The following is a 26,050-nucleotide window of genomic DNA, read 5'->3' as shown; positions in this document are numbered from 1 at the left end:
CGCGAACAGGGAGATCAAACGTCCGCCCACAGGGAGATCCCGATGTCCCTTGACACTCGCCGAGCGGGGCCTCGCCGTCACCGCGGTGGACACCAGCCGCGCCATGCTCGAGACCGCGCTGCGGCGGGGCCCGTCGGCCGATCCGGGTTCTGCCGTTCCATCTGCCGTCACCTCTCTCACCACGCAGGTCGCTCCGGCCGAGGCCACTGGCCTCCCGGACTCCTCGGCCGAGCTGGTCACGGTCGCCCAGGCGTGGCACTGGTTCGACGCAGAAGCTGCGTCCGCCGAGGTCACGCGGCTGCTCGCCCCGGGAGGCGTGCTCGCCCTGGTGTGGAACATGCTCGACGTGACGGTCCCCTGGGTGCACCGCCTCTCGCGGATCATGCACGCCGGAGACGTTCACCGCGAGGACTTCGATCCCACCGTCGGCGCCGGTCTCAGGCTCGTGAGCCGCAGTGTGCACCAGTGGGAGGACCCGATGCCCACGCAGGATGTCATCGACCTCGCCCGTACCCGCAGCTACGTCATCACCGCTTCCGATGAGCGCCGCGCGGAAGTCCTCGCGAACCTCGACTGGTACCTCCATGACCATCTCGGCCATGCACCCGGCAGCACCATCGGCCTCCCGTACCGGACCGACCTGTTCCTCTACCGGGTTGCGGCCGACTGAGAAGGCTCGAGAGGTCGGGGACGACCGAGCTCTGTCGGCCGTCTTTCCGATCTCGTGCCGGTGCTGCCCTCGAGATGGCGCGCCAACAGGACGCCATGAGTTCGCCCCTCGGGCAGCTCCGGTGTCGGCGCATGCGGTCGTATGCGTCGCTACGGAGGCTTCTATTCGACGTGCGAGGACGTGCGCTCCCGTCGGTGCGTCGGTGCGCCGGTGCGCCGGTGCGCCGAACCGACGGAAGACGACGTGCGGCCACGTCGATGCGTCGATTCGCCAGGCGGAGCCGGGGCGGTTCAGGACTGGACGCTTCGTTTCCACCCAGCCTTCTCGAGAGCCGCCGTCACCAGAGCGACGGCCGCTGCGCATTCCTCCCGGACGTCCTCGGCATGGAGGCGGAGCTCCGTCCATCCCGCCTGTGATGCACGGCGACTGCGACGGATGTCCCGGGCGACCTGATCAGGCGCGTTGTGGGAGCCGCCGTCGTACTCGACGCAGACCCGGTACTCGGGCCATTGGAAATCCGGGTCGTGCCCCTGACGCCGTCCGTCGTCCCTCAGCGGCTCGTTGAGCAGCGGAGCTGGTAACCCAGCGCGGAGGAAGGCGAGGCGCAGCAGCGTCTCCATCGGTGAGTCGGACCCGATGCGCACCTCATCAAGTGCTCGGTGCAGAGCCCGCGCGTACCGCCCGGTGCACTGCGCCCGCAGGTCCTCGACGGTGCACCACGGTTCGGCCCTTCCCCGCTCCAGACCGGGCCGTGGCGAGCGGACGAGGCTGTCGCCGATCGCCACGAGCCGCCAGAAGGGAAGATGCGGAGCGAGATCGCGCCAGGTCCGCGGACGGCTCGTGATGCGGAGTCGGCTGATGACGTCGGGATCCCACGAGCCGTCTTCGCGGGGAGCGGCGAAGTCTCGCCATTCTTCGTCGCGGCGCGCGAGGTGGAAGTTGTGCCAGCGCACGAAACGATCGGACCCCTTGCGACCTCCAGGAATCGCGACATGCACCGGAAGTTGCGCGTCCCGGGCCTCGAGTGGATGAGGAAGCGGCAACGAGTGCAGTCGTGCGGCGGTGAGACCGACGACAACCGCCTCCGGATCGTTGCGGCAGAGCGCCAGCGAGAGGTCGAGCTCCGTGAGAGGCCGATTCCGACGTCGGAACATCCCCGGCCGGAGATTCTCCAGATCGGAGCGTCGAAGGCGTTCCGGGCTCAGTCCCGACGCAAGAGCCTCGGTTCGGGTGAACACGGACCACGGAAGGCTCTCCGGCAGAGGGGCAGGCACACGGGGCATGCCCCCACCTTTGCGTGACCCTGCCGTCAGGGCTCTGAACCATCCACAGCCGCCTGCTGGGGAGGAAAGGTCCCCGAGAGCTTGCTCTGCGTCGAGCGGTCCCGGCTTCAGCCCGTGCCCGCGCATCTGCCACCGTTGCTGCCGCTGCCGCTGCCGCTGCCGCTGCCGCTGCCGCTGCCACCAACACTGCTGCTGCCACCAACACTGCCGCTGCCACCAACACTGCCGCCGCTGCTGCTGCCACCGCCGCGGTTGCCGCTGCTGACGCTAGTGGACGTGAAGGTAGTCGCGGCGCTGGTGCGGGCTCAGTGGTGAGAGATGGGGTGCGGCGTTACACCGCGCCGGGAGAGAGGGCACATGGTCTGGTGCGTCGGATAGGTCAGCCCATTCCGACGCAGGAGACCTCGTGGAATGGCGGATCCGACGAAGCCGATCCTGAACGGGGGTGTGGCAGTTCATCCCGCGCCGCCAGCCCCACCCGCGCCGACAGCCCCACCCGCGTCGCTCGCGCCGCCGGCGTCGGAGGCACCGCTGGAGGCCGGGGGAGCGATGCTCATGTCTGTCACGCGCCAGCGTGAGCCATCCCAGGCGACCTGGGCGATCAGCTGCCCGGTGACCGCGTCGACGGGACTGGCCTGCAGGTTCGGGTCATCGACGATCACGCTGGCCTCCTGCGAGAAGTCCGCGACGACCTGGCCGGTGGCCGGGGGCTCGCCGGTGCCGGAGAAGCCCGTCGAGCGCACGTCGAACTCTCCGTCGACGAGGTAGCCACCCTGCTCATTGAGGATCTGGGCGTTGCTCAGGAAAGTGGTGCACACCTGGCAGTTGGGGTCCACGGAGTCCTCCCACACGGAGGTGTCGCCGGTGGTCATCATGTAGGTGTACGACTCGAGCAGGTAGGTGAGAGTGGCCTGCGCGCCGTCGGAGGTCTGCTCGGTGAGCCCGGCGGGCTCCTCGGGGCGGGGCACTTCGGGCTTCTGGGGCTGATCCGCGGGGTCAGCGGTGGGTCGATCGTCCGGGTTCGCGGCCGTCGGCTCGTCACTGCGCTGGTCGTCGCCGGGGTTGTTGCCCGTCAGCGAGCTGATCCCGACGGCTCCCACGGAGACCACCAGGATGAGGGCGAGGACGGCGATGATGAGGCGTTGGACAGGTCGGTTCACGCGCACCACGGTAGAGCACGGGCCTCTGCGGAACCCGTGCGGACGACCGGCACGCAGAGCGATCGCTGCCCCGCACCCTGTGGAACCGGTCAACCTCAGCGCCGCACCCCGGCGACGCCTGGGAACGCCGCGTGGACACCGGCGGATCACGCCCTCCGCGTAATGCGGGTCAGTGGGCTCCGGGCCCCTCGGGCCCGCTGGTCTCGAAGGCCAGAAGGTGACGTCGTGGTCCGGCCGCTCGCCACCACGGCGCAACGCCCGCATCGCTCCTCGCCGACCCCTCCACCGATCGGTGGACCGACGGAAGTCTGATGCCCTTTCCGTGCCTGGAGGACTAAGCTTCCCGAGGCGCACCGGCACGGTCTGGCCCGTGCCGTGATCGAAGGAGCCACGTGACCCTGCTGCGACTCGTCCTGAGGTCCGTGAAGCCGTACTGGCTCTGGATCCTCCTGGTGGTGCTGTTCCAGATCGTCGGCGTGCTGGCCGCGCTCTATCTGCCCACCCTGAACGCCGACATCATCGATGACGGCGTCGCCAAGGCGGACGTCCCGGTGATCTGGCAGCTCGGGAAGATCATGCTGCTGATCTCGCTGGGCAACGTCATCGCCCTCGTGGCCGCGAACTTCTTCGCCGCCCGCTCGGCGATGCGGGTCGGCAAGGACCTGCGCACCACCGTGTTCTCCAAGGTCTCCTCGTTCTCACCGCGCGAGCTGAGCGAGTTCGGCACGCCGTCGCTGATCACCCGCTCCACGAACGACGTCCAGCAGGTCCAGATGCTGGTGTTCTTCAGCCTGAACATGCTGGTGCAGGCCCCGGTGACCGGCATCGGCGGCGTGGTCCTCGCGCTGCGCGTGGAGCCGGGCATGGCGTGGCTGATCGCCGTGATGGTGCCGGTCATGCTGGTCGCCGTCGGCATCCTGATCTTCCGTGCCGCGCCGCTGTTCAAGCAGATGCAGGGCAAGATCGACGACATCAACGGGGTGCTGCGCGAGCAGATCACCGGCATCCGCGTGCTGCGTGCCTTCGTGCGCGAGGACCGCGAGCGCGAGCGCTACGGCGTGGTCAACGACCAGCTCACCGACCTGAACCGCCGCATCGGCCTGCTGATGATCCTCATCAACCCGATCATCATGTTCATCCTCAACGTCTCCAGCGTGCTGGTGCTGCTGGTGGCCGCGCCCCGCATCGACTCCGGCCAGATGGAGGTCGGCTCGATCACCGCGTTCATCGCGTACCTGATGCAGATCCTCATCGCGGTCATGATGGCGACCTTCATGACGATGATGATCCCGCGCGCGATGGTCTCCGCCGAGCGCATCTCCGCGGTGCTCGACACGGACACCAGCGTGGTCCAGCGCACCGACGGTGTGCGTGAGATCGAGGGCCCCATCGAGCTGACCTTCGACGACGTCTCCTTCACGTATCCCGGCGCCGAGCGCCCGGTGCTGGAGAACATCTCCTTCTCCGCCCACGCGGGCCAGACCGTCGCGATCATCGGCGGCACCGGCGCCGGCAAGACCACGCTGGTGAACCTCGTGCCGCGCCTGATGGATGCGAGCGAGGGGCGCGTGCTGCTGAACGGCCACGACGTGCGCGACCTCGACGCCCGCGTGCTCTGGGAGAGGGTGGGCCTGGTCCCGCAGCGTCCCTACCTGTTCTCCGGAACCGTCGCCTCGAACCTGCGGTTCGGCAATCCGGCGGCCGACGAGCAGGAGCTGTGGCACGCGCTGAGCGTCGCGCAGGGCCGCGACTTCGTGGCCGCGATGCCCACCGAGCTGGAGTCGCCGATCGCCCAGGGAGGCACCAACGTCTCCGGCGGTCAGCGGCAGCGGCTGTGCATCGCCCGGGCGCTGGCCGCGAAGCCGTCGCTGTACCTGTTCGACGACTCGTTCAGCGCGCTGGACCTCACCACCGACTCGAAGCTGCGCGCGGCGCTGGTCCCGGAGACCCGCGACGCCCTGATGCTGATCGTCGCCCAGCGCGTCACCACCATCACCAACGCCGATCTGATCCTGGTGCTCGACAACGGGCGCATCGTGGACCAGGGCACCCACACCGAGCTGCTCGAGACCTCGGAGACCTATCAGGAGATCGTGCGCTCGCAGGGCGTCGAGGAGGAGGTGGCCTGATGTCTCCCTTCCAGAAGAAGCGCGAGTCGGCAGCCGGCGGCGCAGCAGACGGCACGACTCCCGGCGACGCGACCGCCCGCGATGCGACGGCCCGCGGTACATCCGCTGATGGCACGTCCGCCGGCGATACCGCGACGAGCCACGCCGCGGCCGGCGACGAGGCGAAGGCCGCCGACGAGATCGCCAGCGAGAAGGACGCCGAGCGCGGCCTGCGCCCCGGGCAGAGCGCCAAGAACTTCTGGCCCTCGGCCAAGCGCCTGCTGCGCGAGATCGGCCCTGAGCGCGCCTTCATGATCGGCGCGATCCTCATCGGTTTCGTGTCCGTCGCGCTCAGCGTCGTCGGCCCGAAGATCCTGGGCCGCGCCACCGACATCATCTTCACCGGGCTGATCTCCAAGAACCTTCCGGCGGGAGCCGATCCGGCCGACGTCATCGCCCAGATGCGCGAGCGCGGCGAAGGGCAGATGGCGGATCTGCTCTCGGGGATGCGCCTGACCCCGGGCGAGGGAATCGACTTCACCTCCCTCCACCAGACCCTTGCGCTGGCTGTGGCGCTGTTCGTCGGCTCCGCGCTGCTGATGTGGATCCAGGGCGTCGCCCTGAACCGGGTCATCTACCGCATGGTGTACCGGATGCGCCGTGAGGTGGAGGAGAAGCTGCACCGGCTGCCGCTGGCCTACTTCGACAAGATGAAGCGCGGCGAGATCCTCTCGCGCGTCACCAACGACATCGACAACATCCAGAACACTCTGATGAACACCGTGACGGGGCTCGTGAACTCGATCCTCACGGTCATCGGCGTGCTGGTCATGATGCTCACGATCTCCTGGCAGCTCTCCCTGATCGCGCTCGCCGTGATCCCCGTGGTCGTGCTGCTCACAGCGGTCGTCGGCGCCAAGGCGCAGAAGCTGTTCGCCCAGCAGTGGGACGCCACCGGCGTCATGAACTCCGAGGTCGAGGAGGCCTACACCGGTCACTCGCTGGTGACCGTCTTCGGTCGCCGGGAGCAGATCGCGCAGCGCTTCGAGGAGCGCAACGAGAAGCTGTTCAAGGCCACCTTCGGCGCGCAGTTCGTCTCCTCGCTGATCATGCCGATGATGATGTTCGTGGGGAACCTCAGCTACGTGGTCGTGGCGATCGTGGGCGGGCTGCGGATCATCTCCGGCCAGCTCACCCTCGGCGACGTGCAGGCGTTCATCCAGTACTCCCGCCAGTTCACCCAGCCGCTGAGCCAGGTCGCCTCGATGGCCACCATGCTGCAGTCCGGCGTGGCCAGCGCCGAGCGGGTCTTCGAGCTGCTGGACGCCGACGAGCAGGAGGCCGAGACGACCCTCGACACCGCCGCCGCCGGCATCCACGAGGGCCGCGTCGAGTTCGAGCACGTGCGCTTCTCCTACACCCCCGAGCGCGAGCTGATCCGCGACCTGTCCCTCGTCGCGGATCCCGGGCACACCGTCGCGATCGTCGGCCCCACGGGCGCCGGCAAGACCACGCTGGTGAACCTCGTGATGCGGTTCTACGAGGTCGACGGCGGCCGGATCACGATCGACGGGATCGACATCCGCGATCTCACCCGCGCCCAGCTGCGGGAGCGCACCGGCATGGTCCTCCAGGACACCTGGCTGTTCAAGGGCACGCTCCGGGAGAACATCCGCTACGGGCGCCTGGATGCGACCGACGAGGAGGTCCTCGAGGCCGCCCGCGCCACCCACGTGGACGACTTCGCCCGGCAGCTGCCCGAGGGCTACGACACGATCGTGGACGACGACGAGTCCTCGCTGTCCGCCGGCGAGAAGCAGCTGATGACCATCGCCCGCGCCTTCCTCGCCACGCCCAGCCTGCTGATCCTGGACGAGGCCACCTCGAGCGTGGACACGCGCACCGAGGTGCTGGTCCAGAACGCGATGAACCGCCTGCGCGAGGGCCGCACCTCCTTCGTGATCGCGCACCGCCTCTCCACGATCCGCGACGCGGACCTCATCCTCGTGATGGAGGACGGCGACATCGTCGAGCAGGGGAACCATGAGCAGCTGCTGGCGACCGGCGGGGCCTACGCCCGGCTGTACCGCTCGCAGTTCGAGGGTGCCGCCGTGGACATCGACGCGGAGGAGGAGCTCGCCGGACACGATGCCGCCCACGACGCCGCCCACGACGAGGAGCCCTCCACCGAGACCGGCAGCATGCAGCTGGGCTGAGGGGCTCCGCGGCCGTCGCGGTGAACCACCCAACATCGGTTTGTTTTCATGCATCCATGTGAATACTATTCACCCGTGACTTCCCTCCGCTCTCGTCGGCCTCCCCGTCGGCGCACCTTGCTGCGCGCGCTGCCGCTCGCCCTGGGCGGCGCGGTCCTCGCGCCGGCTCTGGCCGCCTGCACTGACGCTTCCGTGCGCCTGGACGCCGAGACCAACGCGATCCCTGAGGTCGACGTCGACAGCATCGAGGAGCAGCCCGAGCTCGCCGCCCTCGTGCCCGCCGAGATCCGCGAGCGGGGTGAGCTGGTCAACGGCGCCGCCCTGAACTACGCGCCCGGTGAGTTCGTCGGCTCCGGGGGAGGGGCGGTCGGCTACGACATGGACATCCTCGCCGCCATCGGCAAGGTGCTGGGCCTGACCACCCGCACCGAATCCGCGGTGTTCGCGCAGATCATCCCGTCGATCGGCTCGAAGTACGACGTCGGGATCTCGAGCTTCACGATCAACCCCGAACGCCTCGAGCAGGTCTCGATGGTGTCCTACTTCGCGGCCGGGATGTCCTACGCCGTGAAGACCGGGAACCCCTACGACATCACCCCGCCGGACCTGTGCGGCACCCGCGTCGCCCACCAGGTGGGCACCTATATGGACGACGTCGTCGTCGAGCGCGACCAGGAGTGCCGCGACGCGGGCGGCGACGGCATCGTCGACCAGCCCTACGTCGGCAACGCCGACGCCGCGACCGCGGTGGCCGGCGGCAAGGCCGACGTGCTGATCGGAGACTCGCCCGTCGTCGCCTACGCGGTGGACCGCTCGCGCGGCACCCTCGAGGAGGTCGGCGAGATCGAGGACGCGGCGTTGAACGGCATCGTCGTCGCCAAGGACCAGCCGGAGCTGGCCGAGGCGATCCGCGCGGCGGTGCAGCACCTCATCGACTCCGGCGCCCTCCGCGACATCCTCGTGGCCTGGGGCAACGAGAACGGCATGATCGAGACCTCGGAAGTGGACCCGCAGCAGTGAGCACACAGACCCCCGCCCCCGCCTCCGGCGCAGCCTCGGCAGGTCCCGCGACCGGCCGTCGCGCCGCCGACCCGATCCCGGACCGGATCCGCGCCAAGCACAGTCCGCGCCCCGGCACCTGGATCAGCGCCGTCGTCGTCGCGCTGGTCGTCGTGGGCCTGATCAACTTCCTCGTCACCAACCCGGTCTTCGACTGGCCCACGGTGGCGACCTACATCCTGGACGTCAAGGTGGTCCAGGGCGTGGGCTGGACGCTGCTGATCACCGTGCTCGCGATGGTGCTCGGCACCGTCGTGGCCCTCGCCGCCGCGATCATGCGCCGCAGCGAGAACCCGGTGCTGCGCGGCGTCTCCTGGGCGTACATCTTCATCTTCCGCGGGACCCCGGTGTACACCCAGCTGGTGTTCTGGGGCCTGTTCACCGTGATCGTCCCCAAGATCGCGCTCGGCGTGCCCTTCGGCCCCGAGTGGTTCTCCTTCTCCACCCGCGACTACTTCCCGGCGTTCTGGGCGGCCGTGGTGGGCCTGGGCCTGAACGAGGGCGCCTACCTCGCCGAGATCATCCGCTCGGGCCTGAACTCCGTGGACAAGGGGCAGACGGAAGCCTCCAAGGCGCTCGGCATGGGCAACGGCAACATCCTGCGGCGCATCATCATCCCGCAGGCCATGCGCGTGATCGTGCCTCCGCTGGGCAACGAGACCATCGGCATGCTGAAGACGACCTCGCTCGTGCTCGCCGTGCCCTTCACCCTGGACCTGACGTTCGCCACCAATGCGATCTCGAACAAGCTCTACGCCCCGATACCGCTGCTGATCGTGGCCGCGATCTGGTATCTCGCGATCACCAGCGTGCTGATGGTGGGCCAGTTCTTCCTCGAGCGCTACTTCGGCCGCGGGTTCGATGACCGCCCGGGCGGCGCCGCCCCGAAGCGCTCGCGCCAGTCCGCCGTGAACAACTCCGGCACGACCCCCAAGGACTCGCTCCCGGAGGTGGAGCTCTGATGACCCACGCCGCCACGCCCGATCCTGCCGCCACGCCCGATCCCGCTGCCACTGGCGATTCGGCTGCCACTCGCGATCCCGCTGCTGCTGGTTCGGCGCCCGCCGCACCGTTGATCCAGCTCGAGGGCATCCACAAGGCCTTCGGCGACCTCCACGTGCTCAAGGACTGCGAGCTCTCGGTCGCACCGGGCGAGGTCACCGTGCTGATCGGCCCTTCCGGCTCGGGCAAGTCCACTCTGCTGCGCTGCATCAACCAGCTCGAGGAGCCGACGGCGGGGCGCGTGCGCATCGCCGGCGTCACCCAGGGCTACGCCGAGGAGCCCCTGGCCGACGGTCGCTGGCAGAAGCTGCCCAGCGCCGAGATCGCGCGCCAGCGCTCCCGCATCGGCATGGTCTTCCAGCGCTTCCACCTGTTCCCGCACATGACCGCCCTGGCGAACATCATGGAGGCACCGATCCAGGTGCTCGGCCGCTCCAAGGCCGAGGCGAAGGAGTCCGCGCTCGCCCTGCTCGAGAGGGTGGGGCTGTCCGACCGCGCCGACCACTACCCCTCGGAGCTCTCCGGCGGCCAGCAGCAGCGCGTCGCGATCGCCCGCGCCCTGGCCATGGAGCCCGAGCTGATGCTCTTCGACGAGCCGACGTCCGCCCTGGACCCGGAGCTCGTCGCCGAGGTGCTCGCCGTGCTCAAGGAGCTCGCCGAGGGCGGGATGACGATGATCGTGGTGACCCACGAGATGGGCTTCGCCCGCGAGGTCGCCGACAGGGTCGTGTTCATGGACGAGGGCATGATCGTCGAGCAGGGAACCGCCCAGGAGCTCATCGAGAGCCCGAAGTCCGACCGACTCCAGGACTTCCTCGCCTCGGTGCTCTGACCGGAGGCGTGGCCCTCGGTCCGGAGCAGCACAGCAGGGGCGCATCGCGATAGCGGTGCGCCCCTGCTGTGCTGTGGCCTCTCGCTGGGCCGGTGGCTGGTCCCCGACCGCGGCGATCAGACGGCCGGGATCTCGAACTCGCCCCGGAACTCGGGGATCACGGTGTCCTCGCCGATGACCTCGGCCTCGGGCCGCACGTATGAGCCGGTGAGGGTGTCGCCCGTGGTCTCGACGTAGATCGGGATGTAGCCGGTGGCCTCGCCGTCGCGACGCGGTGCCCCCTCGAAGTACTCGAAGCCCGCGGCGGTCAGCTCATCGTCGGCGCTCGCCGCGTAGTTGACCTCCTCGCCGTCGTCCTCCAGGTAGAAGTCGGACTGGCTGACGACCCCGCCGTACTGGCCACCGGGAGTCACAGCCACCTCGAGGTAGATCATCTCGCCGTCGGGGTTGTCCGTCGCGGCGTAGAAGTCGGTGGGGTTGCCCCGCACTGCGGAGAGGATGGTGACCACGTCCCCGGTCTCCTCGTCGACGAGCTCGGTGCCGATCTCGACGACGGTGGACTCGCCGGCGGCAGCAGCGGTGTCCTCGCCCGCGGCGGCGTCCTCACCTTCGGCGGCGTCGTCGCTCTGACCGGCGGTGTCGGTACCGGTGTCGGTGTCGGTGTCGGAATCGGCATCGGAGCCGGTGCCCTCAGCGTCGTCCGTGCCTGCGTCCTCGCCCTCTGCGCTGTCGCCCTCTGCCCCCTTGTCGGCGCCCTCGTCGCCGGACCCGGTGCCGTCGGAGGTGTCGCTGTCGGAGTCGTCGCCCTCCCTCGCGGAGGAACCGTCCTCCGACGTGCCTTCGTCAGCGCCGGCGCCGTCTTCGTCGCCCTCGCCTTCGCCCTCGCGATCCTGCTCCTGGCCCTGCTCGGCCGGCTCACGCTCGGCCTCGGTCTCGCCGAAGCCGCCGCATGCGGTCAGCGCAAGCATGGTCGCGGCGGCCAGAGCTGCTCCGCGGGCGTAGATCGTCCTGGTCATGATGGTCCCCTCTCGGCTGGATCCGGAACCGCGTCCTTCGCTGCCCCGGGGCCTCGCAGCTCCCGCCCGGGATCTGCCGCTCGACCTGGATATGACAGTAGGAGGCTTCCTGGCCAGGCGCGATGGGGAGGAGTCCCCGTGCCGTCCTCCCCACGGGCGCTCGCGAGCGACCCTCGCCCGCACACGAAGCAGCCCCGTCGCTGGGCGACGGGGCTGCGTGTCGATCACGTCCGGAGGAGCGGTCCGCTCACCGGCTCACCAGGCTCAGAGGCTCACCACTCCAGGATCTGCCAGCGCTTCTTCTTCGCCACGCCGTACAGGCCGAGGTCCGGGGAGACGGCGGTGGGGGAGCCGACCAGCTCGAGCCAGGCGGCGTCGGCGTGGGAGTCGCCGTAGCCGTAGGAGGCGGCGAGGTCCGCGCCGTGGAGGTCGGCGTACTTGCTCAGCCAGTTCGCGCGGGCCTCGTCGACGAGCGGGGGAGTGGCCAGGTAGCCGGTCATGACCCCGGAGGCGTTCTCGTCCATATGGGTGGCGACGACCTCGTCGAACAGGCCCGCGAGCGGCTCCACGAGCACGTCGAGCGCGCCGCTGACCAGCACGGTCCGGTGCCCGGCGGCGCGGTGGCGCTCGATCGTCTCGAGGGCCTCGGGACGGATCGACGCGCGGATGCGGCGCCCGGCCTCACCCTGCATGAGGGAGCGCAGCTCGTCGCTGCGGTATCCCTTGTAGCGGCGGTTCACGGTGCGGATCAGCTCGGAGCGGTCACGCTTCTCCGCCCGCAGGTACCCGGGGACGGCGGCGAGCAGGCCACCGATCTCGGCGGGCCAGGACCGGCGAGGACGCGTCGCACGCACCACCGCGAAGTACTGCTGGACGATGTTCGTGGCGAGCACGGTGCCGTCGAGGTCGAAGACAGCCAGGGCGTTCTCGTTCTGCTTGAGCTCCGGGGCGGGGCGCGAGGTGCGCTTGCGCTGGGCGGACTTCGCCCGGGAGTACGCCTTGGTGAGGTCGGTGACGGCCGGCAGGTGCTGCGTCATGAAGTATTCGCGCCAATCGATCCCGGTGACGTCGAAGTCATGCCCCTCCAGGAACTCGGGTGAGAGCTCCTCGCGCAGAGCGCGCGTGTTGGCGTCGTCGAAGACCATCTCCGTCTTCGTGTACTGGCGGTACAGCTCGATGTACATGCGCAGCGTGGTCAGCCCGGACGTCGCCTTGTGCAGGTCCGACGTCCACGCCCGGGTGCGCTTGGTGGCGGGGAGGTAGGCGACGGCGGTTGCCCCGGCCTTCGCGGCGAGCTCCTTGGCCCGGAAGCGCTGCTCGACCATCTCCACGGCCGGGAAGGTCCAGGCGGGGACCTCGATGGCCTTGCCCTCGTCGTCCTCGAGCGGGTTCTCCACGAAGTACTCGCGCACCGCGGTGAACATCTCGTGGAAGGGCAGGGGGTTCGAGGCGCCGGAGACCACCTGGTAGTAGGCGTCGTCGCCACGACGGGAGACGTCCTGGGTGGCCAGGGCCACGATCACGTTGACCACGAAGTCCACGGGGATGACGTCGAGGATCGAGTCCGCCAGGCCCGGGAACTCGGGCAGGGCGCCGCGGCCGTAGGCCATGATCAGCGGGTCGGCGACCTTGTAGCCGTCGATCCAGCCCGGATACGGGTTCTGGACGGCGGATTCGATGATCGAGGGCCGCACGAAGGAGACACGGTGGCCGTTGGCGGTCCACAGCTCCTCGGCGACCTGCTCCGCCATCGCCTTGGTGAAGGTGTAGATGTCGGTCCAGCCCACGGACTGGGCGCGGGTGCGGCCGAAGTCGACCAGGCGCTCGTCGACCCAGGCGCGGCGGGCCTCCTCGGAGGCGGAGGCGACGGCCTTGGGACCCATGCGGCCGGTGCGCAGCGTCGCGCCGCGGATCTGGGAGCGCAGGGTCTCGGGCCGACGGGACTCGGCGTCGACCCGGGTGCGGGCGTCGACCGCGGCCTGGTATTCGGCGCGCCAGTCGACGTCGGTCTGCAGCGATCCCTCCTGGCGGAGGCCCTTGGCGATGCCGCCGACGTAGGCGGTCGAGACGTGGATGACGTGCGGGTCCTGGCCGGAGGCGAGCAGCGCCTCGTAGAGGTTCCGCGCCCCGCCGACGTTGGTGCGGAAGGCCTCGTCGATCGGCGGGTCGAAGGAGACCGACGACGCCGAGTGGATGACGACGTCGAAAGGATCCTCGATGGCGGGCATATCGGTGAGGTCGCCCTCGAGCACGGAGACCCGGGCGTCGAACGCAGCCTTCACGGTCTCCTTGCCACCCTCGCCGAGCGCGTCGGCCCAGGAGGAGAAGACCGGCTTGCGCAGCAGCTGCTCGAGGCGCTTGAGCCCGCTGAGGGAGCCCTTGGGGCGCACCACGGCGGTGATGTAGGTGTTGTCGGTGGTCTCCAGGAGGGACCGCAGGACCGCCTGGCCCAGGAATCCTGTGACGCCGGTCAGCAGGATCCGGCGATCCCCGTCGCGGTGCCCGCCGCTGCTGGCGGACTGGTCGGCGGACGGTGTGCTGTTCGACATGGATTCCCTCTATGGACGGGTACGGCAGGACGTGGAAGTTATGGCGCCCGAGCCTCGAGCGAGTCGCGTTCGCCGCGCCTCGGGACGGCCTCACCAGGGGTGTTTCCCGCGCTGGTCAGGGCGGCTCTAGTGTATCGTAGCCGCCATGCATAGGGCCCTGATCACCGGTGGCACCGCGGGCATCGGGGCCGCTTTCGCGAGAGCTTTCGCTGGTCGCGGAGCTTCCCTCGTTCTTGTCGCGCGTGACCCTTCCCGCCTGGACGAATCCGCCGCGCAGCTTCGGCGCGAGTACGGCGTCGAGGTCGAGACCATCGTCGCCGACCTCTCCGACCGCGAGGCGCAGCAGCGCGTCGCCGACCGCCTCGTCGCGGCGACGAACCCGGTCGACGTGCTCGTCAACAACGCCGGCTTCTCGGTGAAGGCGAGCCTTCTCGACGAGGACATCTCCGCGCACGACCTCGGCTTCGAGGTGATGATCCGCGCCGTGCTGAAGCTCGGCGGCGCGGCAGGCCGGGGGATGAGCGAGCGCGGCCGTGGCTGGATCATCAACGTGGGGTCCGTGAGCGCCCTGGTGACCCAGAACAACTACTCCGCGATCAAGGCCTGGGTGGGCAACTACTCCGAGTCGCTCGGAGTTCAGCTGGCAGGCACCGGCGTGCAGGTCACCGCGCTCATGCCGGGCTGGGTGCGCACCGAGTTCCACAACCGCGCAGGGATCAAGGGGTCCTCGATCCCGGGCGTCCTGTGGCTCGACGCCGACCGCCTGGTCGAGGAGTGCCTGCGCGATGTGGCCCGCGGGAAGCCGGTCTCGATCCCTTCACTGCGCTGGAAGGGGATCGCCGGTGTCCTGCGCACGACTCCTCGTGGGATCGTGGCCCGACTGAGCGCACTGCTCAGCCACCGTCGCAGCCGGGAGAAGTGATCGCATGACCCCGCAGAACTCCGCGCAGGACCCCGAGGACACCGTCGATCCTGCCGGCGGCGCCTTCCCGGCGCGATCCGGTGGCGCCGCAGGCCACGTGCACCCCTCTGGCTCTGTCGAGGACGCCGACGCGGTTGCCGACGACCTCGTCGACACCGATGAGGACGCCGAGGGGGAGTCCGGCGGTGACGCTCCTGACGGTCCGGCCGGCGAGGCGAAGCAGCCCGGCGCCGGCCGACGCCTCATGGAGTCGCTCTCGGCCCGCTCGCGCGGCGAGGGCTGGGAGAAGCCCGAGGGGGATCTCGCGAAGTACCGCTCACGATGGCGTTCGGGGGTCCGCTTCGTGCTGCAGCGGGTGATCTTCCGGATGGTCGTGAGGTCCGCGGTGACCCCGCAGGTCGTGATGCACCGGCGCGTCAAGAGCGTCCGGGGGCCGTTCGTGCTGGTCGCGAACCACACCAGCCATGTCGACGGGCCCCTGCTGGCGCTCAGCCTGCCGTGGGCCCAGGGTCGCCTGCTCTCCACCGGGGTGGCGACCGATTACTGGTTCGATCACTTCTTCCGTCGGATCTTCGTGCGCACCATGCTCAACGCCTTCCCGATCGATCGTGGCGGCAACCGCAAGAACTCCGGCACCTCGCGCAAGCTCCTGCGCGCCGGAGTGCCGATCCTGGTCTTCCCGGAGGGCGGTCGCCAGAGCAGCGGCCAGATGACCAGCTTCAAACCCGGCGGAGCGGCCCTCGCGATCAGCGTCGGCGTGCCCGTCATCCCGGCGGCGATCGTCGGAGGCTACGAGGCGATGCCCAAGGGCCGGAACTGGCCGCAGGGCCGCCCTCCGGTGCGCGTCGTCTTCGGGGAGCCGATCATCTCCGACGAGGACGAATCCGCGGTCGATTTCTCCGACCGGATCCGCGGGCGCGTCAAAGACCTGTACGAGCAGCATCACGACGAGGTCCTGGGCGCGGACGCCCCGGACGAGGAGGAAACCGCATGAGCGACCGGCTGAGCGCCCGAGAGGTCAAGCGGCACAAGTGGTGGGGGTGGGGTCTGGACGACGTCACCTTCCGGTACGACAACAAGCCCGCTTTCGCCCCGCTCGCGAAGAACAAGATCGGCGTGGATCTCGCGGCGAAGGACACCCCGGTCGAGCCCGATCTGGCCGATTTCGACGTGCCCTCGAGCCGGATGCCCGCCGACGTGCGTGCGCTGCTGACCGGCGTGGTCGGCGAGGAGAACCTGGTCGACGACGACGAGTACCGCGTGCTCCACTCCTTCGGCCGCTCGCTGCCCGACCTCTTCCGCGTGCGCGCCGGTGACTTCGAGCGCCTGGTCGATGCCGTGATCTACCCGGACTCCGAGGAGGAGGTCGCCGCGATCCTCCGCATCGTCCTGGAGAAGGACCTGGTGCTGATCCCCTACGGCGGCGGTTCCTGCATCTCCGGCTCGGTCACGCCCGACGTCACCGAGCAGCGTCCCGTGCTCACCATGAACCTCGGCCGCATGCGCGAGGTCCTCGAGATCGACGACACCGCGGGCCTCGCGCGCGTCGAGGCCGGCGTCTACGGTCCCGACCTCGAGGAGCAGCTCAACGCCCTGGGCTGGACCGTCGGCCACTTCCCGGACTCCTTCACCTACTCGACCCTCGGCGGCTGGGCCGCGACCCGTTCCTCGGGCATGCAGTCCGACAAGTACGGCGACATCGAGGACATCGTGCGCGGGCTGCGCATGGTCCACCCCGACGGCATCGCGCACACCAAGGCGATCCCGGGGCGCGACTCGGGACCCAGCGTGCACGAGATGATCCTGGGCAGCGAAGGCCGCCTCGGCATCATCACCGAGACGACCGTGCAGGTGCATCGCCTCGCGCCGGTGCGCCAGGTCATCGCCTATATGTACCCGGATTGGGAGCACGGCATCCGCGGCATGCACGCGATCGCCCGCTCCACCGACGTCTCGCCCACCTTCACCCGGCTCTCCGACGGTCCCGAGACCGAGTTCAGCCTCGCCATGGTCAAGGAGCCCAGCTCCACCAAGGGCAAGGTCGCCTCGAAGGTGCAGGACGGGCTGTTCGCCTACCTGCGCTCGAAGGGCTGGGACACCACGAACGAGATGTCGATCTCCTACGTGTGCTTCGAGGGCTCGAAGGAGTCCGTCGACCAGCAGAAGTCGATCGTCAAGAAGATCGTGAAGCACGCCGGCGGCATCACGCTGGGCGCGGGCCCCGGGGCGATCTACGACCAGAAGAAGTTCGACACCCCGTACCTGCGCGACTTCATGCTGAACTACCAGGTCTTCGGCGACGTCTGCGACACCGGCGCGACCTGGTCGAACCTCAACGCCGTGCACGCGAAGGCCTTCGAGGCGTTCCACACGGCGCAGAAGCAGCAGGGCCTGCCGGGCTTCATGTTCTCCCACATGTCGCACAGCTACCACGCCGGGGCCTGCCTCTACTTCACCTTCGCCTTCCCGTACTCCTCGCACGAGGAGGCTCTCGAGCAGTACTTCACGGCCAAGAACGCGGTGCAGCAGAGCTTCGTGGACCAGGGCTCGACGATCAGCCACCACCACGCGGTGGGCACCGAGCATCAGCCGTGGATCACCGAGGACATCGGCGAGGTCGGCGTGCGCATGGTCAAGGGCCTGTTCGCCGACAACGACCCCGGGCGGAACCTCAACCCGGGCAAGGTCACCACGCCCTGAGCGGCCATGAGTGACGTCTGGGTGCTGCGGCACGGGGAATCCACCGCCAACGTGGAGGGGCGGATCGTCTCGCTGCCCGGGCCGCGCGCCCTGACGCAGGTGGGCCTGACCGCTCTGGGCCGACGCCAGGCGCAGGCCACGGCGCGCGGCGCTCTCGAGCAGGGGCTGGGAGAGACGACGCTCCTCGTCTCCAGCGACTTCGCCCGGGCCCTGCAGACCGCCGAGGAGTTCGCCCACGGGATCGGGGCCGCCGCGCCCCGGCTCGACGAACGGCTGCGGGAGCGGGGCTTCGGCACGCACGACGAGGGCCCCGCGAGCGCGTATGACCTGGTGTGGTCGGTCGACCGGGCGCGCGGGGAACATGCCGACGACGTGGAGCAGGTCGATGTCGTGGCGGCCCGTGTGGACCAGGTGCTCCGCGCCGCGGATGCCCTTGCGGCCGACGCCCCCGTCGTGCTCGTCGCCCACGGGGACATCCTGCAGATCGCCCTCGCGATCGGGGAGGGCATGGATCCGCACGACCATCGGGACGTCCCGCACCTGGGCAACGCCGAGCTGCGTCGGATCGGGTCGGCCCGCCTGTGAGCGATGCGCGGTCGGCGCGAGGGGCGCACGGGGCGCCGGGAGCGGTCCCTGGAGTGGTCTTCGTGGTGAGCGGCGGGCGCACGGAGGCACAGGAGCTCCTCGACGCCTTCTTCCACGACCGCGGCTGGGCCCGCCGGGAGCGCGGCGAGGGCCGCATCGACTACGAGTGCGGCAGCCGCCGGCGCACCATCCTGCTCGGTGCCCTGGCGGGAGAGGGGTTCTTCCTGACCGCACCGGTGGAGCTCCGGGAGCGGGAGCCCGGCACCGAGGTCCGGTACCGCTGGGGTGAGGGAGCGGGTGCGGCACTCGGCGGGTCCCTCGGCCGTCGCCGTGCGGCCCGTGCGCATCAGCAGACCGCCGACGCCCTCGAGGCGCACCTCGAGCACCTGGGCCTTCTCGTGCAGGTGCGCAGAGCCTGAGGCCGCGCACGCTGGAGACTGCGCAGTGCCTGAGACCGTGCAGTGCCTGAGACCGCGCTGAGTCTGAGATCGCGCAGGGCCTGAGGACGCGCCGCGCAGGAGATCGGGTGCCTGCGGGCGGAGGGCCTGCTCGTCAGGCGGGCAGGTCCCCTCGCCATTGAGGGAACCCGTCGACGACCATAGTTGGCTACTGGTGAGTAATGCGTCACAGACGGGTCACGGTTCGCCCGTGTGCCGCCACGGGCGAGTCGGCCCGGAAGGCGACGACGCAGGCGGCTTCGCGTCGGCCGCACATCGGTCTCCCCTCTGCCTCGTGCGGGCACCGTGGGGGCGCGCGATCCCGCGCTCGACACACCGGATGCGGCGCGTCGTGGACAGAACGTTTCCCTCGTGGGAATCCACCCCTACGATGGACGGACCGCGCTGACGGGGTAGCCCTCGGCGCACCTTCCACATCACAGAGGATTGCAATGACACTGCGCATCGCCGTGTTCGGCGAGAACCGGCACGAGAAGGTCGACCCGAAGGTCCAGGAGATCTACCCCGAGGGCATGCACACCGTGATCGCCGGCGGCCTGCGCGACGTGCTCGCGGCCGACGGCGTCGACGCCGAGGTGCGGATCGCCCTGCTGGACGACATCGAGGAGACCCTCTCCGAGGAGGCCCTCGCCGAGACCGACGTGCTCACCTGGTGGGGCCACATGGCCCACGAGGACGTGCCCGACGAGGTCGTCGCCCGGGTGGTGCGTCGCGTCCACGAGGGCATGGGTCTGATCCCGCTGCACTCGGCCCATTACTCCAAGCCGTTCAAGGCGCTCATGGGCACCACCTGCTCGCTGCTGTGGCGCAACGAGGGCGAGGAGGAGCGGGTGTGGACCGTCAACGGCTCCCACCCCATCGCGCGCGGGGTCCCGCACCCTATCGTCATCCCCGCCCAGGAGATGTACGGCGAGATGTTCGACATCCCGGCGCCCGACGAGCTCGTCTTCGTCTCCTCCTTCGCCGGCGGCGAGGTGTTCCGCTCCGGCGCCGCCTTCCGCCGCGGCAAGGGCAAGGTCTTCTACTTCAGCCCCGGCGACCAGGAGTACCCCGTCTACCGGCAGAGCGAGATCCAGCGCGTGCTGGCCAACGCCGTGGTGTGGGCCCGCCCCGAGGATCGACCGGCCGAGCCCGTGAAGATCGCCAACGCTCCGCGCGACTGGTTCCGCGAGGACGGGCCGGAGGCGACCACGCGTGTCATCTGATCTCGACATCACCGCCGGGCACGGTACCGACACCTCCGCCGCGCCGACCCTCGCGCCGCACCTGACCGGCTTCCCGAAGCTCCCCTCGGACCGTCCGGCCCGCGTGGTCGTGGTCGGCGCCGGCGGCATGGGCAGCTGGTGGGCCCGCGAGGTCGTCGCGAGCGGCGTCGCCGAGCTGGTGGGCGTCGCCGACCTCGTCGAGGGCGCCCCGCAGAAGGTCATCGAGCAGTCCGGCGCGGCCGATCCGTCGGCCATCGCCGCAGGCACCGACGGCGTGGACCTGGCCCTGGAGGTCGGCGCGGATCTGCTGATCGATCCCACCGTGCCGGTCGCCCATCACCCCGTCACCGTGAAGGCGCTGCACGCCGGGATCCCGGTGCTCGGCGAGAAGCCGGTCACCGAGAACCTGCACGAGGCGATCAGCCTGCTCGCGCACACCCAGCTGACGGGGGTGCCGTTCATGGTGTCCCAGTCACGGCGGTTCTTCCGCCAGGTGCGCCAGCTGCGCAGCTTCGTCGCCGCACACGGGCCGACGGTGCTCACCAGCGCCTTCTTCTCGCTGTTCACCGAGATGGAGGGCTACCGGCGCACGCAGCAGCATCCGTTGCTGCGGGACATGGGCATCCACGCCTTCGACACCGCGCGCTACATCATGGATGCCGACCCGGTCGCGGTCACCGCGCGCGGCGCCCAGCCCGAGTGGAGCGTGTACGAGCACGACGCCACCGTCACGGCGACCTTCGAGATGTCCGACGGGTCGCTGTTCGTCTACAACGGCACCTGGAACGCCCGCGGGCTGCCGACCTACTGGAACAGCGAGTGGCGGATCGGGGCCCAGCAGGGCTCGGCCACCTGGGACGGCAAGGGGGTGCCTGTGCTCGGCACCGAGGACGAGGCCGCCACCGAGCGCCTCCAGGCCGCTGTGGACGCCGAGACGGGGGAGGAGCCCGACCAGATCGCCGCCTCGCTCATCGAGTTCGTCAGCGCGCTGCGTGAAGGGCGCACTCCGATGTGCGAGGTGCACGAGAACCTGCTCAGCTTCGCGATGGTCGAGGCGGCCGTCGCCTCCGTGGAGCGCGGACAGCGCGTCGAGATCGACGAGCTGCTCGAGCAGGCCCGTCTCGAGGCGATCGCTGCGGAGGCCCATCAAGGTGCCCGCGAGCTCATGCAGTCCTGGAGCTCGGTGCGCGAGGTGCTCGCCGCCGCGCAGTGACCAGCCCTGCAGGACGACACCGGACCCGGTAGGCCGATCGCTGGCCTGCCGGGTCCGGCGCATTCAGGGGGTCTGCTGCCGTGGCTTCGAGAGCTGGAGCCCCGCGCGGGCCCCGGCATCATCCCGAGTCCGCAGAGACAGGCAGAGTGCACGAAGAAGCCCCTCACAGCACTTCTCGGTGCTGTGAGGGGCTTCATCCTGCGGTGCGCCCGAAGGGATTCGAAACCTACTCATCGTCCCAGGTCACAGAATGATCGTGCGTGGAGCACATCACCGAACTACCCGCAGCATCCCTAGAGCCGGGGGAGAATCCGGCACGCTTGTGCTCAAATCGTGGTCACGTCGCGCCTGCAGCGATTCGGCCACCTCGTCCAGATCCGAGTCGAACAGATCCGCGTACACGTCCAGCGTCATCGCAGCCGAGGCATGGCCCAGCATCCGCTGCACCACCTTGACCGAGGCACCGGACTGGACCGCCAGCGAGGCGGCAGTGTGCCGGAGGTCGTGCGGCGGCATGTACGGCAGCTCGGCCTGCTGCAGCGCAGCCTCCCACCAACGAGTCACCAGCGGGGAGCCGTCGGCAGCGTGCCCCGCCTTCGTCGGCGCGGTCATGTACTTTCCGCGCACGCCAGGGAACAGGAGACCGGGGCCGGTGTCCGGCAGCTGCTCCACCACGAAGCGGGGCAGAGCCACCGTCCGGCGCTCGTGCGTCTTGGGAGGGCCGATCACCGGCTTACCTCTGACCCAGACCACCGTCTCGTCGATCCTCACCCGGCCTCGGGCGCGGTCTACCTGCGTGCCCCGCAGCGCGGTCGCCTCACCCCATCGCAGCCCGCCGTACGCGAGCAGGTAGACGAGGGCCGGGTGCCGCGAGGACCGCGCCACGCGCTCGACCTCGATATGCGACAGGTAGCGGGAGGGGCGACGGACCTTGCGGGGCAGCTCCACCCCTCGCGCCGGGTTCGCCACGATGCGGCGGTCACGGACGGCTGTCTCAAGGACGCCCGCGAGGACTCCGTGCGCCCGGATGACGACGGTCGCGGACTTCCCGGCAGACAGCTCCCGCACCCAGGCCTGCACATCGCTGGTGAGGACCTGGGAGACAGCCACGTCGGCCCAATGCGGCTCGACGTGGACCCGGTAGGCGGTGTCCAGAGCGGCCCAGGTGGACGGCTTCACGCGGACGGCTTTCCCGTCGAGCCACGGCTGTGCGAGGTCCCCGATGCGGGCACGTCCTGCCGAGACGGTGACGTACTCCCCGCGTCGCTTCGCGCTCTCGGTGTCGGTGAGCCATGCCTCGGCGTCGCGCTTCGTGGTGAAGCCGCGTTTGGTGGTCTGCCTGCCGTTGGCCTGCCGGTAGCGGACGAGGTAGCGGGGCTTTCCGCTGCGCTTGTCGGTGTAGGACTTGACCTTCGGGTGCGCGGTGTCTTTCATGGCGCGCTGCCGATCAGCGACCGGAACCCCTCGACGACCGAGGTGGTCACGTCGAGGGCTTCCGCGAGTCCGCCGAGGTGAGGCCCCATGGTGTGCTCGGCGTCGGAGTAGGCGTGGCCGTCGATCAGCAGCCATGCGGCGTACCGCCAGGCGCGGGACTCCGCAGCGCTGGACTGCGGGCCGGAGTCGCCGTAGTAGGCGTGACCTAGCTCGTGCGCGAGCAGCGACCGGGACTCACGTGAGGTGAGGTCAGGGCGCATCCAGATCGAGCGGTGCGGCGCGGACCAGGCTCCGTCGCAGTCGTCGAGGTGTCTCCACCAGACACGGATGCCGCTTTCGTGTGCGTGCTCAACGAGGCGCGTCAGGTCGGGCGACGTGTCCGGCAGCGAGGTCATATGCATTTGGGTCGGGCTCCTCCCCGTAGTCGTTGGGGCTGGTGATCTGCGCGTGCAGCTGCTGACCGTCGGGGGTCACACGCTGGGCGAGTTCTGCCAGCAGCTCGGACGCGGTGAAGCGCCCGAGGTCGCGCTCGTAGCGCGGCGTGCGGAGGTCTCCGGGCTGGACGTAGCCGGATGCGAGCAGGCCGTCAGCTACGGGCACTCCGTAGGCGCGGGCCAGCTTGACTACGGCGTCGATCTTCGGCGGGTAGTCCTGCCACCGGCCAACGGTGGAGGGCGCGATGCCGATCTTCGCGGCGACTTGGCGGTCGGGGGCGTGGTCTGAAATGTCTCGTATCCAGGCGATCCAGGCGGGTTCCATACTCGGGATCGTATTGCGCGTGCGCAACGACGACAACCGTTCTAGCTGTACGTAACCAGACCGCAACGTGCGGTTACGCAATGTTCCGCTGGTCACCGGGTTGCACAACTGCAATGGTTGTGGGTAGTGTTCAGTGCAGCAGTGCAACACCAACAGAGAGAGGGGGTGACCGACCTTGACCAGCTTCACCATCGACGCGGACCGACTCACCTCATACCGCGACGCCGAGGGCATCGCCTCGAACGCAGACCTCGCCCGCCGCATGGGCGTAGACCCCGCGACCGTCTCCCGCGTCCTCGCCGGACGCAATGGCCCATCCACACGCTTCGTCGCCGGGCTGCAGAAAGCATTCCCAGGCCGCGACGTGATGGGCCTCGTGATCATCGCCGCCTGAACCGCCACCCCCGAAGGAGCCACACGTGAACACCCAGCTCATGACCCCCGACGAAGTCGCAGACCACCTGCGAATCAGCCCCGACACCCTCGCCAACTGGCGATACCTCGGGAAAGGACCGGCCTACGTCCGCCAGGGCCGCATCGTCCGCTACCACGCCGACGCCCTCGCCGCCTGGTTCTCCACCCACGAGGTGAGCGCCAGTGCTTGACCTCTACGCCTGGCAGGGCCTCTGCCTGCTGCTGATGGTCAGCATCACCATCGCGAACCACCTGCACGAGAGGAAGAACCGATGACCGCCACCGCCCAGCAGATCCTCCGAGCCGCAGCAGACGGCACCGAGGAATGGAAGAACCAGCGCACCGAAGGCTTCGGAGGCAGCAACGCCGCCGACCTGCACACCGGCAGCGCATCCCGATTCGCCCTCTGGCGCGAAAAGGTCGGCCTGGCCGAACCCGAGGTGATCAGCCCCGAGCTGCAGGCAATGTTCGACTTCGGACACTCCCGAGAGCCTGCCCTCGCCCGCATCTTCACCGAGCGGACCGGCCTCAAGGTCCGCAACACCGGCACCTGGGCACGGAAGGACCAGCCCTGGCAGCTGGCGAACCCGGACCGACTGATCGGACGCGACGGGATCCTCGAGATCAAGACGACCGGGGCCTACACCGACGCGGCGAAGGACTGGAAGGCCGGGATCGTGCCCGCGAAGGCGTGGGTGCAGAACCACTGGTACGCCCACGTCACCGGGCGCACACAGCTGTGGTTCATCGCTGAGGTGGACCGCCAGCCGATCATCCTCGGCCCGTTCGACCGCGACGAGCAGCTGATCGAGGACCTGGTGCTCGAAGCGACCGAGTTCTGGGAGCAGGTCACTGCAGGAGCGCAGCCCGAGCCGACCACGCCGGGGGATATGCCGCTGGCGTACCCGACCTCGGTGGACGGCTCCACGGTCGAGCTTGAGCCGTGGGACGACACCGTGCAGGACCTGCAGCGCCTGACGCAGCTGCAGGCGCAGATCAAGGAGCTGAGCGCCGAGGAAAAGGATCTGCGGGCCTCGATCCAGTCCGAGATGGGAGACGCCGAACAGCTGATCTCTGACGGGCGCGTGCTCGCCACCTGGAAGACGACCAACGGGCGCAAGTCGCTGTCGAAGGACGCGCTGCAGGAGGACGGGATCGACACCGAGAAGTACATGCGGCAGGGCAAGAGCTACCGCCGCTTCACCGTGAAGGGAGCATGACCATGACCACGACTGAGCTTGCACTGCCGAAGGATGGCAACGCCGCGAACTGGAACGATCAGGAGAAGGCAATCGTCGAGGCCGCTGGCCTGGTGACGAAGGGCCGCAACGGGGCGCAAGAGCTGGCCCCGCGTGCCACCGTCGAGGCGTTCCTCGCACACTGCCAGCGCACGCAGCTGGACCCCATCGCCCGCCAGATCTACGCGATCTGCCGCAAGGGCCGCTGGGGAATCCAGATCAGCATCGACGGGGCACGCCTCATCGCGGAGCGCTCCGGGAAGTACGCCGGGCAGACCCCGGTCGAGTGGACCGGTGACGGGCAGACCTGGACCGAGGTCTGGCTGGACAACAAGCCACCGGCTGCAGCTCGCGTCGGTGTCCACCGCGCCGACTTCCGCGAGCCGCTGTACGCGGTCGCCAACTTCTCGGCCTACGCGGCGGGCGGTCCCATGTGGGACAAGATGCCGTCGCTGATGATCGCGAAGTGCGCCGAGATGCTGGCGCTGCGGAAGGCGTTCCCGCAGGACCTCTCGGGCCTGTACTCCACCGAGGAAATGGATCAGGCCGGGACCCCGGCGCAGCCCGCGCAGCAGGCACAGCAGCAGCAGACGCAGCAGACGCAGCAGCAGCCGCGTGCTGCAGAGCCGGTGGCTGACGAGGACGGCGTGATCGAGGCCGAGGTCGTGGAGGACGAGCCGGAGGTGCGCCCGGTGCAGCAGCAGTGGCTCGACGCAATCAACTTCACGCCGGACGTGGAGACGCTGCGGGCGCTGTGGGCCGAAGCCGCCGAGAAGGGCGCGATGAACGACGGCCTGCGGGCTGTGTTCACCCAGCGCTCGAACGACCTCAAGGCCGCAGCGTGATCCGCCGCCGCAGCCGGGCGCGCAGCACCGGCCCCGACGTGGACACGCGAGAGCTGGTCCGCTGGCGGGACCGCGACCGGTGCCGGATGTGCGGCGTGCACACGTGGCAGATCCACCACCGCAAGCCGCGAGGCATGGGCGGGACCCGCGACCCGCTGATCAACGACCCCTCGAATCTCGTGCTGCTGTGCGGCTCCGGGACGACGGGGTGCCACGGCTGGGTCGAAATGCACCGGACCGCAGCTCGTGAGCAGGGCTGGCTGGTCTCACAGCACGCAGACCCGCGCTATCAGCCCATCGACCACGAGGGACAGCTGCTGTTCCTCACCTCGGACGGGAAGACCTCGCCCGAGACCACCACGACCCGAAAGGGAGCATGACC

Annotated in this window: 26 protein-coding genes; 19 read left to right on the top strand and 7 right to left on the bottom strand. The window is 69.5% G+C overall.

Translation table 11 applies throughout. The features are described from left to right. The first annotated feature begins 13 nt into the window (after positions 1–13). On the top strand, positions 14–670 hold the full coding sequence (locus INT49_RS14695; RefSeq protein ID WP_319021641.1) for a class I SAM-dependent methyltransferase: 657 nt from the start codon (positions 14–16) through the stop codon (positions 668–670). A 290-nt stretch (positions 671–960) separates the two neighbouring features. On the opposite strand, the gene INT49_RS21585 is transcribed toward INT49_RS14695, so the two are convergent. Next, on the bottom strand, positions 961–1,623 hold the full coding sequence (locus INT49_RS21585) for a DUF559 domain-containing protein (protein ID WP_319021639.1): 663 nt from the start codon (positions 1,621–1,623) through the stop codon (positions 961–963). Positions 1,624–2,067: 444 nt separating this feature from the next. Here INT49_RS21585 and INT49_RS14685 point away from each other — a divergent pair, with 444 nt between their 5' ends. Then, positions 2,068–2,268 (top strand): hypothetical protein, encoded by a 201-nt coding sequence (locus INT49_RS14685; protein WP_193118490.1) that lies wholly within the window; start codon positions 2,068–2,070, stop codon positions 2,266–2,268. A gap of 140 nt (positions 2,269–2,408) precedes the next feature. On the opposite strand, the gene INT49_RS14680 is transcribed toward INT49_RS14685, so the two are convergent. Next, the gene (locus tag INT49_RS14680; RefSeq protein ID WP_193118489.1) at positions 2,409–3,113 is read right to left on the bottom strand and encodes a DUF6318 family protein; all 705 of its coding nucleotides are present in this window, start codon (positions 3,111–3,113) and stop codon (positions 2,409–2,411) included. Positions 3,114–3,505: 392 nt separating this feature from the next. Here INT49_RS14680 and INT49_RS14675 point away from each other — a divergent pair, with 392 nt between their 5' ends. The 5 genes from INT49_RS14675 (at position 3,506) to INT49_RS14655 (ending at position 10,330) form a co-directional block, all read left to right on the top strand. Next, positions 3,506–5,242 (top strand): ABC transporter ATP-binding protein, encoded by a 1,737-nt coding sequence (locus INT49_RS14675; protein ID WP_193118488.1) that lies wholly within the window; start codon positions 3,506–3,508, stop codon positions 5,240–5,242. Further along, positions 5,242–7,437, top strand: coding sequence for an ABC transporter ATP-binding protein (locus INT49_RS14670; protein WP_226850602.1), 2,196 nt, complete (start codon positions 5,242–5,244; stop codon positions 7,435–7,437). The genes INT49_RS14675 and INT49_RS14670 overlap by 1 nt, the downstream gene beginning before the upstream one ends. A 75-nt stretch (positions 7,438–7,512) precedes the next feature. Next, entirely contained in the window at positions 7,513–8,457 is a 945-nt protein-coding gene (locus INT49_RS14665; protein WP_193118487.1) for an ABC transporter substrate-binding protein, read from the top strand. Further along, on the top strand, positions 8,454–9,458 hold the full coding sequence (locus tag INT49_RS14660; protein ID WP_193118486.1) for an amino acid ABC transporter permease: 1,005 nt from the start codon (positions 8,454–8,456) through the stop codon (positions 9,456–9,458). The genes INT49_RS14665 and INT49_RS14660 overlap by 4 nt, the downstream gene beginning before the upstream one ends. After that, entirely contained in the window at positions 9,458–10,330 is an 873-nt protein-coding gene (locus tag INT49_RS14655) for an amino acid ABC transporter ATP-binding protein (protein ID WP_319021638.1), read from the top strand. The genes INT49_RS14660 and INT49_RS14655 overlap by 1 nt, the downstream gene beginning before the upstream one ends. A 116-nt stretch (positions 10,331–10,446) precedes the next feature. On the opposite strand, the gene INT49_RS14650 is transcribed toward INT49_RS14655, so the two are convergent. Further along, positions 10,447–11,346, bottom strand: coding sequence for a hypothetical protein (locus INT49_RS14650; RefSeq protein ID WP_193118485.1), 900 nt, complete (start codon positions 11,344–11,346; stop codon positions 10,447–10,449). Positions 11,347–11,618: 272 nt separating this feature from the next. After that, complete coding sequence (locus INT49_RS14645; RefSeq protein WP_193118484.1) at positions 11,619–13,895, bottom strand: HAD-IB family hydrolase; 2,277 nt, start codon at positions 13,893–13,895, stop codon at positions 11,619–11,621. A gap of 145 nt (positions 13,896–14,040) precedes the next feature. Here INT49_RS14645 and INT49_RS14640 point away from each other — a divergent pair, with 145 nt between their 5' ends. The 7 genes from INT49_RS14640 (at position 14,041) to INT49_RS14610 (ending at position 20,978) form a co-directional block, all read left to right on the top strand. Next, on the top strand, positions 14,041–14,817 hold the full coding sequence (locus tag INT49_RS14640; RefSeq protein WP_193118483.1) for an SDR family NAD(P)-dependent oxidoreductase: 777 nt from the start codon (positions 14,041–14,043) through the stop codon (positions 14,815–14,817). A 4-nt stretch (positions 14,818–14,821) separates the two neighbouring features. After that, positions 14,822–15,811, top strand: coding sequence for a lysophospholipid acyltransferase family protein (locus INT49_RS14635; protein ID WP_226850600.1), 990 nt, complete (start codon positions 14,822–14,824; stop codon positions 15,809–15,811). Then, positions 15,808–17,517 (top strand): FAD-binding oxidoreductase, encoded by a 1,710-nt coding sequence (locus INT49_RS14630; RefSeq protein WP_193118482.1) that lies wholly within the window; start codon positions 15,808–15,810, stop codon positions 17,515–17,517. The genes INT49_RS14635 and INT49_RS14630 overlap by 4 nt, the downstream gene beginning before the upstream one ends. A 6-nt stretch (positions 17,518–17,523) precedes the next feature. Continuing rightward, on the top strand, positions 17,524–18,102 hold the full coding sequence (locus INT49_RS14625; protein ID WP_193118481.1) for a histidine phosphatase family protein: 579 nt from the start codon (positions 17,524–17,526) through the stop codon (positions 18,100–18,102). 65 nt (positions 18,103–18,167) lie between these two features. Further along, positions 18,168–18,521 (top strand): hypothetical protein, encoded by a 354-nt coding sequence (locus INT49_RS14620; protein ID WP_226850598.1) that lies wholly within the window; start codon positions 18,168–18,170, stop codon positions 18,519–18,521. A 470-nt stretch (positions 18,522–18,991) separates the two neighbouring features. Continuing rightward, positions 18,992–19,765 (top strand): ThuA domain-containing protein, encoded by a 774-nt coding sequence (locus tag INT49_RS14615; RefSeq protein WP_193118479.1) that lies wholly within the window; start codon positions 18,992–18,994, stop codon positions 19,763–19,765. Continuing rightward, on the top strand, positions 19,755–20,978 hold the full coding sequence (locus tag INT49_RS14610; RefSeq protein ID WP_319021637.1) for a Gfo/Idh/MocA family protein: 1,224 nt from the start codon (positions 19,755–19,757) through the stop codon (positions 20,976–20,978). Before INT49_RS14615 ends, INT49_RS14610 begins: the two co-directional genes overlap by 11 nt. Positions 20,979–21,248: 270 nt before the next feature. Here INT49_RS14610 and INT49_RS14605 read toward each other — a convergent pair whose 3' ends face one another. The 3 genes from INT49_RS14605 to INT49_RS14595 are packed head-to-tail and all read right to left on the bottom strand — an operon-like array spanning position 21,249 to position 23,171. Beyond that, complete coding sequence (locus INT49_RS14605; protein WP_193118478.1) at positions 21,249–22,412, bottom strand: tyrosine-type recombinase/integrase; 1,164 nt, start codon at positions 22,410–22,412, stop codon at positions 21,249–21,251. Next, positions 22,409–22,807 (bottom strand): ImmA/IrrE family metallo-endopeptidase, encoded by a 399-nt coding sequence (locus INT49_RS14600; protein ID WP_264298771.1) that lies wholly within the window; start codon positions 22,805–22,807, stop codon positions 22,409–22,411. The genes INT49_RS14605 and INT49_RS14600 overlap by 4 nt, the downstream gene beginning before the upstream one ends. Next, positions 22,761–23,171 carry a helix-turn-helix domain-containing protein gene (locus INT49_RS14595; protein WP_193118476.1) on the bottom strand — a complete coding sequence of 137 codons (411 nt, stop codon included), beginning with the start codon at positions 23,169–23,171 and terminating at the stop codon, positions 22,761–22,763. The genes INT49_RS14600 and INT49_RS14595 overlap by 47 nt, the downstream gene beginning before the upstream one ends. Positions 23,172–23,346: 175 nt before the next feature. Here INT49_RS14595 and INT49_RS14590 point away from each other — a divergent pair, with 175 nt between their 5' ends. The 5 genes from INT49_RS14590 to INT49_RS14570 all read left to right on the top strand — a co-directional run bounded on the left by INT49_RS14590 (position 23,347) and on the right by INT49_RS14570 (position 26,048). Further along, positions 23,347–23,565 carry a helix-turn-helix domain-containing protein gene (locus INT49_RS14590; RefSeq protein ID WP_193118475.1) on the top strand — a complete coding sequence of 73 codons (219 nt, stop codon included), beginning with the start codon at positions 23,347–23,349 and terminating at the stop codon, positions 23,563–23,565. Positions 23,566–23,590: 25 nt separating this feature from the next. After that, positions 23,591–23,776 (top strand): helix-turn-helix domain-containing protein, encoded by a 186-nt coding sequence (locus INT49_RS14585; RefSeq protein ID WP_319021636.1) that lies wholly within the window; start codon positions 23,591–23,593, stop codon positions 23,774–23,776. Positions 23,777–23,857: 81 nt separating this feature from the next. Continuing rightward, on the top strand, positions 23,858–24,805 hold the full coding sequence (locus INT49_RS14580) for a YqaJ viral recombinase family nuclease (protein ID WP_193118474.1): 948 nt from the start codon (positions 23,858–23,860) through the stop codon (positions 24,803–24,805). A gap of 2 nt (positions 24,806–24,807) precedes the next feature. Further along, complete coding sequence (bet, locus tag INT49_RS14575; RefSeq protein ID WP_193118473.1) at positions 24,808–25,668, top strand: phage recombination protein Bet; 861 nt, start codon at positions 24,808–24,810, stop codon at positions 25,666–25,668. Next, positions 25,665–26,048: an HNH endonuclease gene (locus INT49_RS14570; RefSeq protein WP_193118472.1), complete on the top strand. Its 384-nt coding sequence runs from the start codon at positions 25,665–25,667 to the stop codon at positions 26,046–26,048. The genes bet and INT49_RS14570 overlap by 4 nt, the downstream gene beginning before the upstream one ends. Positions 26,049–26,050: the final 2 nt, after the last annotated feature.

It is taken from the genome of Brachybacterium tyrofermentans (assembly GCF_014897585.1).
GTDB lineage: Bacteria > Actinomycetota > Actinomycetes > Actinomycetales > Dermabacteraceae > Brachybacterium > Brachybacterium tyrofermentans.
This window is presented reverse-complemented; position numbering and strand designations above follow the sequence as displayed.